This window comes from Bacillus sp. ISL-55, from assembly GCF_018613155.1.
GTDB lineage: Bacteria > Bacillota > Bacilli > Bacillales > Cytobacillaceae > Mesobacillus.
Window position 1 is genome coordinate 18,328 of the sequence record NZ_JAGGQU010000029.1, and the last position, 12,827, is coordinate 31,154.

The 12,827-nt window shown below is 42.3% G+C and carries 15 protein-coding genes and 1 other RNA gene; 10 read left to right on the forward strand and 6 right to left on the reverse strand.

The features are described 5' to 3' along the window. The first annotated feature begins 2 nt into the window (after positions 1 to 2). The 6 genes from J7E32_RS14495 (at position 3) to J7E32_RS14520 (ending at position 3,842) form a co-directional block, all read left to right on the forward strand. Positions 3 to 335: a CotD family spore coat protein gene (locus J7E32_RS14495; protein ID WP_214908484.1), complete on the forward strand. Its 333-nt coding sequence runs from the start codon at positions 3 to 5 to the stop codon at positions 333 to 335. A gap of 488 nt (positions 336 to 823) precedes the next feature. Next, positions 824 to 1,384, forward strand: coding sequence for an SLOG family protein (locus tag J7E32_RS14500; RefSeq protein WP_214908486.1), 561 nt, complete (start codon positions 824 to 826; stop codon positions 1,382 to 1,384). 114 nt (positions 1,385 to 1,498) lie between these two features. Continuing rightward, entirely contained in the window at positions 1,499 to 1,798 is a 300-nt protein-coding gene (gpsB, locus tag J7E32_RS14505) for a cell division regulator GpsB (RefSeq protein ID WP_214908517.1), read from the forward strand. 83 nt (positions 1,799 to 1,881) lie between these two features. Next, an RNA gene (gene rnpB, locus J7E32_RS14510) (RNase P RNA component class B) lies at positions 1,882 to 2,270 on the forward strand. A gap of 133 nt (positions 2,271 to 2,403) precedes the next feature. After that, positions 2,404 to 3,546, forward strand: coding sequence for a THUMP domain-containing class I SAM-dependent RNA methyltransferase (locus J7E32_RS14515; protein ID WP_214908487.1), 1,143 nt, complete (start codon positions 2,404 to 2,406; stop codon positions 3,544 to 3,546). 128 nt (positions 3,547 to 3,674) lie between these two features. Further along, entirely contained in the window at positions 3,675 to 3,842 is a 168-nt protein-coding gene (locus J7E32_RS14520) for a hypothetical protein (RefSeq protein ID WP_158651564.1), read from the forward strand. Positions 3,843 to 3,951: 109 nt separating this feature from the next. Here J7E32_RS14520 and J7E32_RS14525 read toward each other — a convergent pair whose 3' ends face one another. The 5 genes from J7E32_RS14525 to J7E32_RS14545 all read right to left on the reverse strand — a co-directional run bounded on the left by J7E32_RS14525 (position 3,952) and on the right by J7E32_RS14545 (position 6,872). Beyond that, positions 3,952 to 4,257 carry a metal-sulfur cluster assembly factor gene (locus J7E32_RS14525; protein ID WP_214908489.1) on the reverse strand — a complete coding sequence of 102 codons (306 nt, stop codon included), beginning with the start codon at positions 4,255 to 4,257 and terminating at the stop codon, positions 3,952 to 3,954. Between the two features lie 13 nt (positions 4,258 to 4,270). After that, on the reverse strand, positions 4,271 to 5,524 hold the full coding sequence (locus J7E32_RS14530; protein WP_353654055.1) for a hypothetical protein: 1,254 nt from the start codon (positions 5,522 to 5,524) through the stop codon (positions 4,271 to 4,273). Next, on the reverse strand, positions 5,521 to 5,736 hold the full coding sequence (locus J7E32_RS14535; protein WP_214908490.1) for a DUF2249 domain-containing protein: 216 nt from the start codon (positions 5,734 to 5,736) through the stop codon (positions 5,521 to 5,523). The genes J7E32_RS14530 and J7E32_RS14535 overlap by 4 nt, the downstream gene beginning before the upstream one ends. Position 5,737: 1 nt before the next feature. Then, entirely contained in the window at positions 5,738 to 5,977 is a 240-nt protein-coding gene (locus tag J7E32_RS14540) for a DUF2249 domain-containing protein (RefSeq protein ID WP_214908492.1), read from the reverse strand. A 205-nt stretch (positions 5,978 to 6,182) separates the two neighbouring features. After that, positions 6,183 to 6,872, reverse strand: a complete 690-nt coding sequence (locus J7E32_RS14545; RefSeq protein ID WP_214908494.1) for a Crp/Fnr family transcriptional regulator — start codon at positions 6,870 to 6,872, stop codon at positions 6,183 to 6,185. Between the two features lie 223 nt (positions 6,873 to 7,095). Between J7E32_RS14545 and J7E32_RS14550 the strand changes: the two genes are divergently transcribed. After that, the gene (locus J7E32_RS14550) at positions 7,096 to 9,459 is read left to right on the forward strand and encodes a nitric-oxide reductase large subunit (protein WP_214908500.1); all 2,364 of its coding nucleotides are present in this window, start codon (positions 7,096 to 7,098) and stop codon (positions 9,457 to 9,459) included. A gap of 39 nt (positions 9,460 to 9,498) precedes the next feature. On the opposite strand, the gene J7E32_RS22970 is transcribed toward J7E32_RS14550, so the two are convergent. Then, positions 9,499 to 9,633, reverse strand: a complete 135-nt coding sequence (locus J7E32_RS22970; RefSeq protein ID WP_286183267.1) for a hypothetical protein — start codon at positions 9,631 to 9,633, stop codon at positions 9,499 to 9,501. A gap of 185 nt (positions 9,634 to 9,818) precedes the next feature. Here J7E32_RS22970 and J7E32_RS14555 point away from each other — a divergent pair, with 185 nt between their 5' ends. The 3 genes from J7E32_RS14555 to J7E32_RS14565 all read left to right on the forward strand — a co-directional run bounded on the left by J7E32_RS14555 (position 9,819) and on the right by J7E32_RS14565 (position 12,688). Further along, a complete protein-coding gene (locus J7E32_RS14555) occupies positions 9,819 to 10,052 on the forward strand; it encodes a DUF2249 domain-containing protein (RefSeq protein ID WP_023627605.1) in 234 nt (77 codons plus the stop codon). Positions 10,053 to 10,171: 119 nt separating this feature from the next. Continuing rightward, entirely contained in the window at positions 10,172 to 11,680 is a 1,509-nt protein-coding gene (locus tag J7E32_RS14560) for a carboxypeptidase M32 (protein WP_214908502.1), read from the forward strand. Between the two features lie 57 nt (positions 11,681 to 11,737). Continuing rightward, entirely contained in the window at positions 11,738 to 12,688 is a 951-nt protein-coding gene (locus tag J7E32_RS14565; RefSeq protein ID WP_214908504.1) for an EamA family transporter, read from the forward strand. Positions 12,689 to 12,827 lie beyond the last annotated feature (139 nt).

The following is a 12,827-nucleotide window of genomic DNA, read 5'->3' on the forward strand; positions in this document are numbered from 1 at the left end:
CTATGCACTGCAAGCCGACACACGTATTGCCAGCAGTAGTTCATCCTACTAAGTGCTGTACGAACCATAACTTTACAAATAATGTGGTTCCGCATATTCATCCAACACACACTACAAATGTAAACCACATCAATTATGACCATGTTCATTATTTCCCGCAGACACAGTCTACGGTTAATCAGGTGACACACCAGAATCATTATGGCGGACCTGGTCCGGTACCAGGCGGAGTGGCTCCAGTTGGACCGAGACCGCGCCCGGGATTCGGCGGTCCAGGATTTGGTGGACCAGGATTTGGTGGACCAGGATTCGGCGGTCCAGGATTTGGCCGATAAAATGACTGCAACAAGGGCTCCTCAGCCCTTGTTTTTTTAGGCTCTATTCTCAAACTTTGTTGCTTTTGAATACCAAATTGGACTGTATGATCAATGTTTTTCTATAAAATTCAAGCTTATTATGAGAAAAGAGCTTGCAAACTTAATACCGACCTCCAAATTAGCGTTTATTCACGTAAAAGTCGGCTGTAGGATTTTAACAGCGATTTTTACGAAAACAGTCCATTTTTAAGGTTTAAAGGTGTAATAATTCCTGTATATAGGGAATACCTTCAATATGGAGTTCTGATTAATAAAGGCTCTTTTCTCAAACTTTGATGGATTTAATGACGTATATTTCTTCGTAAGGTTGACCCTCTTGTGAGAAAAGAGTATGCAAACTTAAAACTGACCTGCAAAATGGGGATATATTACGTTAAAATCGGCTATAGGATTTTAACAACAATCTTTAAGAAACCAGCCTTAATAAAAGGATCAAAGGAGATTATATGGTAAAAGTAGCTGCGATATCTGGTTATAAACCTTTTGAACTCGGCGTGTTCCAGCATAATCATCCGTCCGCAGAATACATAAAAATTGCGATAAAAAAAAGCTTGCTTCCTTTAATTGAGGAAGGTCTGGAATGGGTGATGATAAGCGGACAGCTAGGTGTCGAATTATGGGCCGGTGAGGCGGTATTCGAGCTCCAGGAAGAATATCCCGACCTTAAACTTTCTGTATTCACGCCCTTCCTGAATCAAGAGGAAACTTGGAAAGAAGCCAATAAGGAGTGGTATGAATCGGTGCTTGCTGGAGCTGATCATGTTGATTCCATCACTAAAAAGCCTTACGAAAAACCGTGGCAATTCAGATTGAAGAATCAATTCTTTATAGAGAAAAGCGACCTGCTGATCCTGCTTTATGATCCTGAAAAAGAAGGCAGTCCCAAATTCATATATGAAACGGCAAAAAATTATCAAGAAAAAAACGATTATGAAATAAGAATGATCACTTTATACGATTTACAAATTGCGGTTGAAGAGGAACAATTGAAACAGCAGGATTTTTAATTGAGAATGTTGCTTGCGGGATTAAATAAACAAGCTTAATAAAAGAAAAATTGACAAATCGTCTTGTTTTTGAAAAAATAAATGTGACGATTGGGGTATATTGAGGTGAATGGAATGCTATCCGATAAATTACAGTTAACTGCAAAAGATATTTTGGAAAAAGAATTCAAAACAGCAATGCGTGGTTACAAGCCAGAAGATGTTGATAAATTCCTTGATATGATCATTAAGGATTATGAAGTGATGCAGCAGGAGATTGAAGAGCTTCAACAGGACAACCTGCGTCTAAAAAAGCAGGTTGATGAAGCTTCGCGCCGGCCAAGCACACAGGCAGCTGGCACAACGAATTTCGATATCCTAAAGAGGCTATCGAATCTTGAAAAGCATGTTTTTGGTGATAAGCTTTACGATTAATCCAGTATCTGCTAATTTTTGAAATGTATTACCATTGCTTTTCGAACATATATTTCATATAATGTTTCTTGTAGCTGTTAATAACGTTCGGGTAATCGCTGCAGTTTTGCTGCAGAGGAAAGTCCATGCTCGCACAGGCTGAGATGCCTGTAGTGTTCGTGCCTGGCCAATTCATAAGCCAGGGCAGTCGGGCTCACGCTCGGCTGACGGCCGGGAAAATGCCTAAGTCGGCAACGATATGGCATGAATACCTATAAAAGTGCCACAGTGACGGAGCCTTCCGAGAAATCGGAAGGGTGGAACGAGGTAAACCCCACGAGCGAGAAACCCAAACGATGGTAGGGGCACCTTCCTGGAGGAACTGAACAAAGGGAAGGACAGATGAGTTCTCATCTGTAGATAGATGATTACCACCAGAGTACGAGACTTTTGGTCGTTTGCAGTACAAAGGTACAAAACATGGCTTACAGAACGTTATTAATGGATTTGTATGAGTGTTTACAAAAGCTCTCCTTTTGCCAGGAGAGCTTTTTTTATGTATATTAAGTGTTATTGGGTAACTTAATAATGAAATACATAAGAGATTGGATATAAAGGGTGAAACGATGAAGAATTTTGATATAATCGCGACCTCAGCAATGGGTCTTGAAGCAATCGTGGCAAAGGAAGTCCGCGACCTTGGATACGAATGCCAAGTAGAAAATGGGAAGATCACTTATAAAGGTGATGTCAGGGCAATAGCCAGAAGCAATATGTGGCTCCGTACGGCAGACAGGATCAAAATCAAGATTGGCGAATTCAAAGCCTATACATTTGACGAATTATTTGAAAAAACGAAAGCTCTACCATGGGAAGAGTTTTTACCGGAAAATGCTGAATTTCCTGTTTCGGGTAAATCAGTAAAATCAAAGCTTTTCAGTGTTTCTGACTGCCAGGCAATCGTCAAGAAAGCTATTGTTGAACGAATGAGAAAGTCTTATAAAAAGACTACATGGTTTGAAGAGAATGGGCCATTGTTTAAAATAGAGGTTGCTCTGCTAAAGGATGTCGTAACTTTGACAATCGACACCAGCGGAAGCGGCCTGCATAAGCGCGGATACAGGTCTGGCCAGGGAGAAGCTCCATTGAAGGAGACACTAGCAGCTGCCCTGATCCAGTTGACAAACTGGCATCCGGACAAACCATTCGTTGATCCTTTCTGCGGCTCTGGAACAATTCCAATCGAAGCCGCGTTAATCGGTCAAAATATCGCACCAGGTTTTAACAGAGAATTTGTTTCAGAAGCCTGGCCAATTTTTCCTGACTCAGTTTGGGACGAGGTAAGGATGGAAGCGGAGGACCTGGCAAATTATGACCAGCCGTTAGATATCAGCGGCATGGATATCGACCATCGCATGGTGAAAATCGCTGAAGAAAATGCATTTGAAGCAGGACTTGGCGATTTGATTTCTTTCAAACAAATGCGTGTGCAGGACTTTACGACAAAAAAAGAGTATGGCGTCATTGTTGGCAACCCTCCATACGGTGAGCGATTGGGTGAAAAGAAAGCTGTCGAAGAAATGTACAGCCAGATGGGCAAAGCCTTTGCTCCACATGACACTTGGTCCATCTATATCCTGACATCCAATGAGGACTTTGAACAAGTATACGGAAAACCGGCAACTAAGAAACGGAAGCTGTTCAATGGATTCATCAGAACAGATTACTACCAATATTGGGGCAAACGCCCTCCCAGAGTTGAGAAATAAACTAAGCCTCCTGTTGAACAGGAGGCTTTTTATCGTTAAAAAATAGTGTCTTTTTCCTGGAATAAATAGACGTTCTGCTGAATAAAATACATTTATACTTGCATTTTTTCTGAAGTGGAGGGATGGCAATGAATTATTCTTTTATCGACTTCCAACGTATCTCTAAAGCTCTTTCGACTAGCACAGAGGCTTTGCGTAATGAATTCCAGGCTGATGAACTCCAGCTGGCAGAATTGCAGGAAGCGGAAAACAACTTTCGTCAGGCATTGTCATTTGGCCTTTCAAACGCTAAATAAACATGCAAAGAAACGCTTGAATCTCAAGCGTTTCTTTTTTTTTGCCTATTATATGAACCAAACTTCACATTATTACCCTGACAGGTTTTGATGCAGGTGGACGTCTAAATTAAAACCCCTGGAGCAGTCTTTTTCCTTCCTCCGTCATGCGGTCAGGTGTCCAGGCTGGCTCCCACGTCAATTGAACGTCTGCATGGTCAATTTCTTCCATGCCTTGAACGCAATATTTAATGCCGCTGGCGATGCTGTCATGCAGAGGGCAGCCTGGAGTCGTAAGTGTCATTAAAATTCTTGCTGTGCGCGGTTCTGGAACGTCGATTGCATAAATCAAGCCCAGGTCCACAACATTAATATTCAATTCTGGGTCTATCACAGTTTTTAAGTTTTCTCTGATTTTTTCCTTTAATTCAGTCATTTCTAACTCCTCCTCATATAGTTACAACTTTGGCGATAATATAGCTGAATAGGACAGCTCCGATCACAATCAATCCCTGGCCGATGTAAAAGACAGGCGTAAGGTTGACGATGAATGACAGTAAAAGAAGTATCGTGCCTGCAGTGAACATGATGAAAAGCGGCAGTGCCAGCTTCTCATCCATCATGTCTTTTAACGCAGGCACCTTCTTTTTGCCGATTTCTTTGCTGTATTTATGGGTCCACCACAGGAATGGAACGATCTTATATAGATAACCAATGATACTGAATGCAATCCATGCGACTAAATATAGTAAAATAATCGGCCCTGCCATTTTTGAAAGAAGATTCACAGCACTTCCAGCAAAAGCGGCAAAGTGGATTAAAGCCCCGCAGCCAATCGCGAATAATGCGAACATGAAGGGACGGTCTAGCTTCTTCTTCACACGCTTATCGATGATGATTTTGACATGCCAGGTGAAAATGATGAACCCGGCAAATAGCATGAGCGTTCCCAACACTTCAAATAGATGGCTGCCCGTTAAGAAGGAAGAAATCAACAGGATGATTCCAACAGCATAAACACCGAATACAAATCGTGCCGGTTTCATGGAATACCCGTGCGAAAGTGAGAACATCGGAACCATTTTATAAGAAAAACCGAAGATCAATAGGGAGAACCAGCCCACTGTACCCAGCAGGATATGAGTTTTAAAAATGGCTTGATAATACTCTGATGCATATCCTGTCTTCATGCTCAGAACCAGTGTGATTCCAAGTGAAATGGTAGCAAGCAGAGAAAATAGCGCAGTCCCGACGAATAAAGTTAGGATATTTGGTTTTGCCTGGCTTTTTAGCGTCATGAACATTTGAAAGATGAACATGAAAATTCCGAACAATGTCAGGATTCCTGGAATCAGGGCATCCTGTGGCTGAAAGTATAGAGCAACTGCAAAAGAAATGATTCCTGCAGTCGTTACCGCCAATTGCAAAAAGCCGAATTTCTCGTTCCAGATCGGTGTCAGGAAGGCGACAGGGACCAGCTGGTACATCGCCCCCATAGCGACCATCAAGGCCCAGCCGAGCACGAAAAGATGTGCAGCAGACCAGATTGCCGGCAATCGGAACACGCCTGAAACAAGCAGGTCACCGTTCAGCAGGATCAGCAGCTGTGAAAGGAGTAATGCCAGCATGCTGAAGCCGATGAATGAAAAAGGAAGCTTTATATTTGTTTCGTTACCACTGCTTTGCTGAAACACTTCAATCACCCCGCTTTTCGGGAAATCGTCACGCGATAACTGCCATCTTCTTGCTGTTCAGTCAAATATATATAGCCCAGTTCATCCAGCTGTTCGAACAAGAACATCGGCCGGCGATCATTAATGATGATAAGCGTCTGACCTGCTTCAAGCTCTTCAAGCTTTGCGAGTGTCCTCATCATTGGCTGAGGCGGTTCAAGCCCTCTATTATCCAGGATCATCTTACTTCCCTCCCGTTTTAGTAAAAGTGATTTTATAGTGTTTTGCTTCAATCTTTTCTACTTCGTGTTCAAAACCCTTAGCTTTTAACACTCCATAGAGCGGAACAGGCTTGAAAGGAGCATGAAGGATCAGGCAGTCATGCAATTGCAGCTCGCCAATGGCCTCCATGATTTTCTGGAAAGGCTCCAGCTTGTTATTGATATCCTCCCGTACATCCAATTCAATGGTTTTGTGTTCCATATCGATCAGCTCCTAAATACTTTAGTTGGTATGATTAAATGATAATCATTTTCACTCTTTTCTTCCGTGATGCGCATCACTTAAACTAGAAAAATTACTTTTTCCTGTTTTAAAGGAAATTATAGAAGTATTATTGTGTGGATCACTCGATATGGGTATCTTAATCCAGCTCCAGCGCCTGGCCCCTCGAGACGCTTCGGGGTTCTTAAAACAATTCCTGATGCAATTTTTCATGGTCTATTAAGTAGAATCCGTCAGAATCCATGCTTAAGTAATCTTTCTTTTTTAAATGGTTGATCGTTCTGCTGACGGTTTCTCTGGAGGTGCCGATCATGTTGGCGAATTCTTTGTTGGTAAAATGGGTCGTTAATTTAAAGCCATTTTCTCTTTTTTCTCCATTAGTTTTGCATAGGCGCAACAACAGCATGATGATCTGTTCGTACGTATTATGAAGGATCTGCTCCTCGAGTCTGGCCTGCAGGTCAACGATTTTCTCTCCTAGGACCCGGAATAACTTAATAGAAAGTTCGGGGTAGGCGACAAGGATTTCTTCAAACTTTGAGATTGGTACGATGATCATCTGGGTGTCTTCCATTATTTCCGCATGCGCTGGATATTGGCCCTTCCTGAAGAAGCCTGCATGAGGGAACATTTCACCAGTTTCAAGGACGGAAACGATTTGTTCCCTGCCTGATGAATCTGTTTTATAAATCTTCACCTTCCCTGAATGGATGAAGAAAACCCTGTCAAGCGGATCTCCCTGCATGAATGCGTACATTTTATTCTTAAAGAATCGCGGCTGGGCGATTTCAACAATAGGATTCAGCTCGTCTTGTGATAATTCTTTGAATATAGGAACTTCTTTCAATTGCTGTCTGATTTGAGATATATGCATATCAATCTGCTCCTCTAACTATTGGATTCATTATCTAACTTAAAGTCTATCAAGAGATGAATAAGGGGTAAGTGACCTGAATCATATATTGACGTTTTTATGAAAATAATTATCATCGCTGTGTGAAATATCACACCAAACAAATGAGGAACTTCACAAACTTCCCATCGAATTCCCTTTATGCTTAGGTTGTAAATCAATCAGGAAAGGGGATGTATGGTAGATGGAAATCCAGCATGGAACATCCAAGAAGGCAGTGGTCAAGAAAAATACAAACTCACTGTTGAAATCCGTACTCATCATTACATTATTGCTTAGCTTTACAGTACTCCTGACAGGAGGTTACTGGATCTTTAAAGATATGGCTCCAAGGCCGCTTGAAGTCGCAAGCGAAAAGGGAGAGATCATCTTAACAAAAGAGAGTATCATGGGAGGGCAGGCTGTCTTCCAGAAATATGGTTTGATGGATTATGGAACTGTATTAGGGCATGGATCCTATATGGGGCCTGATTATACGGCAGAGGCACTGAAGATTTATACTGATGGAATGCATGACTTCAGGGCACAAGAAAAATATAGTAAAGATTTCAAAGAGTTATCCGGTGATGAACAAACAATCATCCGGGACAATGTCATGAAAGAAATGCGTGAAAACCGTTATGTGCTGGATACAGATAAACTCGTACTGACAGAAGCGCAAATATATGGACATGAAAAGGTAAGGGAATTCTATCATACTATTTTTACTGAAGGTGACGAGTGGGGTCTGAAAGCAGGGTTAATCCAGGAAAAACATATGCCAGACGGTGAACGCGCCTGGGTTTCGAAAGGCGACCAGATCGAACAAATCGCTGATTTCTTTTTCTGGACAGCTTGGCTATCAAGTACAGAAAGGCCAGATGATGATATTACTTATACAAATAACTGGCCATATTATGAGGACGCAGGAAACACAATGTCATTCTCGGCAATCTGGTGGAGCGGGGCGAGCGTGACCATATTGATCTTGTTCGTAGGCTTGATCCTGTTTGTCTTCTATCGCTATCATCTGGGAATGCAAGAGGCTTATACAGATGGCAACTTCCCTAAAATCGATTTGAGAAAACTGCCGCTTACTTCTTCACAATTGAAGACAGGTAAATATTTCGCGGTTGTATCTGTGCTGTTCTTTGTCCAGGCAATGTTCGGAGCCCTGCTGGCGCACTATTATATCGAACCTGATAGTTTCTTTGGAATGAAATGGGTCCATGATATCCTGCCTTTCAACATTACAAAAGGCTTCCACCTGCAGCTCGCTATCTTCTGGATTGCAACAGCATGGCTGGGAATGGGAATCTTCATTGCTCCGCTCGTGGGCGGACATGAACCAAAGCGCCAGGGATTACTGGTTGACATCCTTTTCTGGGCATTAGTTGTCCTTGTAGCGGGCAGTATGATTGGCCAGTGGCTTGGTGCTAACGGTTACCTTGGAAACAATTGGTTCTTGCTGGGTCACCAGGGCTGGGAATACCTTGAGCTGGGACGCATATGGCAGTTCATTCTTGCAACCGGAATGCTGATTTGGCTGTTCATCGTATTCCGTGGCATCAAGAGTGGTTTGAAGAGGGAATCCGACAAAGGCGGCTTGATTCACCTATTGTTCTACTCAGCAATTGCGGTACCAGCATTTTACTTCTTTGCTTTCATGATCAATCCAGGTACACACTACACCTTTGCTGACTACTGGCGCTGGTGGATCATCCATCTATGGGTTGAAGGTATTTTCGAAGTTTTCGCAGTCGTTGTCATTGGTTTCTTGATGGTCCAAATGAAGCTTGTTACGAAAAAATCAACAATAAAGGCATTATACTTCCAGTTGATCCTTCTGATGGGAGCAGGCGTCATCGGTATCGGGCACCACTATTACTACAATGGCTCATCAGAAGCTTGGATTGCACTCGGTTCTGTATTCTCTGCCCTGGAAGTCATTCCGTTGACCTTGCTCATCCTGGAAGCATATGATCAGTATAAAATGATGAGAGATGGCGGGGTTGATTTCCCTTACAAAGGTACTTTCTGGTTCTTGATTTCAGTGGCAATCTGGAACCTGGTTGGTGCAGGGGTACTGGGCTTCCTAATCAACCTGCCTGCAGTAAGCTTCCTTGAACACGGTCAGTTTCTGACACCGGCCCATGGCCACGCAGCGATGATGGGTGTGTATGGTATGTTCGCAGGGGCAGTTCTGGTCTACTCATTGCGCAATATTGTAAATCCTGAAAAATGGAGCGACAGGTGGGTTAAATTCATTGTCATCATGCTGAACGTAGGTTTGGCAGGCATGGTATTCCTGTCCTTGCTGCCAGTGGGATACCTACAGTTAAAAGAGGCATATTTCAATGGTTATGCAGCATCACGTTCATCTCAGTTCTTACAGCAGGAAACAGTTGAAATGCTGCTGACACTGAGAGCAATCCCTGATACAATATTCTTGATTGGTGTTGCAGCGCTCGCAATATTTAGCGTAAAAGCACTCTTCAATCTCCGTAAAGTGACACATAAAGAAGGAGAACAGCTGCCTGTAAAAGATTTGGCTGTTGATGAAGATTAATAGGAAAACCGCAAAGCAATCGAAGCTTTGCGGTTTTTATTATGAATTCTGCTCATCCTCTTTTTCACATTCAAAGCATAGGACTTTTCCATCTTTATGCACGCCATTCAAAAATCCATCCAGGCAAAAAATCTCTTTCCCGCAATTTTCGCAGCTGCCGACCAACTCTTTCACAAAAATCCCTCCCTATCATAAAGTTCTATCTTATAAAAGGAGTTCCTCTATTTTTTCATAAGATCACTATTCTTCATGAATGAAAGAAGTCATAGTCAATCTGTGACCGCGCTCACTTCAAGGGCGATATAGGAGATTTATAATGAAAATGTAAAGAAAAAACAGAAATTTAAGGAGAGAGTGAAATGACTTTCAACGTAATTATCAATGTACCTGACTATGCACCACGGGAAAAACACCCTACAATATTCCAAAACTTCGATTCTTTGAAAAAGGGAGAATTCATGCAAATCGTCAATGATCATGACCCTAGACCGCTGCAATACCAATTCATGATGGAGCGTCCGGAAGCATTTTCATGGGAGTACCTTGAAGAAGGCCCAGAAACATGGCGTGTGGCAATCGGGAAAACGAAGTAACAAATAAAATCCTCTGCTTGTAAAACAACAGGTTCGCCTGTTGTTTTTATTTTTCGTAAACCTAACTTTCTGAAAAGTATGATAAGATAAACAGGAAAGAGGAAAATGGGGTGAAGTAGATGAGTGAAGTAAAGCAAACAGAAAAGAAATTTTTGGATTATGTCAAAAAAATGGCTGCCTACGGTGAGGCGCTTTCTTTGATTTATTGGGATTTAAGGACAGGAGCTCCGAAAAAAGGGGCAGAGCAGCGTTCTGAAGTGATCGGGGTACTTTCTTCAGACCTGTTCAACATGTCAACTTCAGAGGAAATGGCATCATACATAGCAAGACTATCAAATGAACCAAGTTTATCTGAAATTACCCGTAAAACACTGGAGGAATGCAGGAAGGATTATGACCGTAACAAGAAGATCCCTGCAGTTGAATACCGGGAATATGTGATTCTTCAATCAAAGGCAGAAACAGTTTGGGAAGAAGCGAAGGCTGAGTCCGATTTTGAATTGTTCAGACCTTATCTTGAAAAACTTGTTAATACAACAAAGAAATTCATTGGTTATTGGGGATATGAAGTAAATAAGTACAATACGCTGCTAGATATGTATGAACCTGGTGTTACTGTCGAGGTTCTGGATCAGGTATTCGGTGATCTTCGTGAAAAAATTGTTCCACTTGTACAGCAAATTTCCAGTTCAACAGCTAAACCTGAAACAGGATTCTTGTTCAAGCACTTTTCTAAAGACAAGCAGCGTGGATTCAGTCTTGAAATCCTTAAACAAATGGGTTATGACTTTAATGCAGGACGTCTTGATGAAACTGTCCATCCGTTTGCGATGGGGCTTAACCCTGGAGATGTAAGGGTTACGACTAAATATGATGAATCAGATTTCCGGACAGCTGTTTTCGGTACAATTCACGAAGGCGGACACGCTCTTTATGAACAGAACATTTCTGAAGAGCTAGTCGGAACTCCTTTGAGTTCTGGCACATCGATGGGAATTCATGAATCACAGTCGCTTTTCTATGAGAACTTTGTTGGGCGCAATTACTCTTTCTGGAAGCACAACTACAGCTTGCTGCAGGAGTATTCGGACGGTCAGTTTTCAGGAGTGGAAGTTGAGGATTTCTATCGTGCAGTCAATGAGTCTAAACCAAGCTTAATCCGGATTGAGGCCGATGAGCTAACGTATCCTTTGCATGTAATGGTGCGATATGAGATTGAAAAAGGCTTGTTCAACGATGAAATAGAAGTTAAGGATCTTCCGCGGATCTGGAACGATAAGTATGAGCAGTATCTCGGAATCAGGCCTGAAAATGATGCGGAGGGAGTCCTGCAGGATGTCCATTGGGCAGGAGGCAGCTTTGGCTATTTCCCTTCTTATGCATTAGGCTACATGTATGCCGCTCAGTTCAAGAATGCCATGCTGAAAGATTTACCGAATTATGAGGAACTGCTAGAACAGGGAAATCTTCAGCCTGTTAAAGAATGGATGACGGAGAATGTCCATAAACATGGAAAAATGAAAAAGCCCCTTGAGATTTTGAATGATGTAACCGGAGAGGGACTCAATGCCCAATACCTGGTAAATTACCTATACGAAAAATACAATAAGGTATATCATTTAGTCTAAGAGAAAAGAAAAATAGATGGCAGTATATCTGCCATCTTTTCTGTGTGGTGAATAAGATTGTCAGGGAAATTACCTTATATAATGATCGCATTTGCGTCAGCGATGTGGGGACTGATTGGTTTTTTTGTCAAAGGCTTGAATGATGCCGGGTTCGGTGCCATGGAGATTGTGGCGATACGTGTGTCGACCGCAGCCATTATATTGATGCTGGTGGGAATTGCTTTTTACCGAAGTCATTTGAAAATCAGGGTGAAAGACTTGTATCTTTTTGTAGGTACAGGGATTTTAAGCATTGTGTTTTTTAATTGGTCTTATTTTACGGCAATCAACCTGATGAATATTCCGATCGCAGTGGCATTATTGTACACATCTCCTGCTTTTGTGGCGGTTTTGTCTTTTCTATTCCTTAAAGAAAGCATTAACAGGAAGAAGCTGTTGGCGATTGTCATGACAGTCATTGGCTGTACGCTTGCCGCTGGCATTACAGGACATGGGGGAACGTCATTTTCTGCCTCAAGTATCCTTATTGGCCTAGGGGCAGGGTTCGGCTACGCTCTATACAGTATTTTTGGCAAGGTGGCGTTAAGGCGGTACCATCCTTTTACGGTCACTTTGTATACATTCCTTGTGGCTTCGGCTGCCCTGGTTCCGACAACTGGTATAGTCAGCAAGGCGGTTGTTCTTTTCACAGGGGATGTGTGGCTTTATGCGATAGGGTTAGGGATTTTCCCGACTGTGGTTGCATATTTTGCATACTCCTGGGGCCTGGAAAGAACAGAAAGCAGTACAGCAGCTGTCGTCGCCACCCTGGAACCAGTCATAGCCACCATGCTGGGGATACTGGTGTATGGTGACAGGCTGGGCGCTCTTCAGATGCTCGGATCTGCGTTGATTATCATATCTGTAATATCTATCAACATTTCAATTCCCATCAGGAAGCAAAAAAACACTACACAGTTTGATTCAGTCTTATTTGAAGTAGAGAACGAAAAGAATAGCGAATCATAAACGTACCAAAAAGGAGCCTGGTTAAAAACCCAGGCTCCTTTTTTACTGTTTAAACTAAAGTGCTTTTTAATTTATGATCTGTTATAGCCTAGTGTTGATAGATATTTATCACCATGTAGATTGTAGTGGAAGGCGCGAA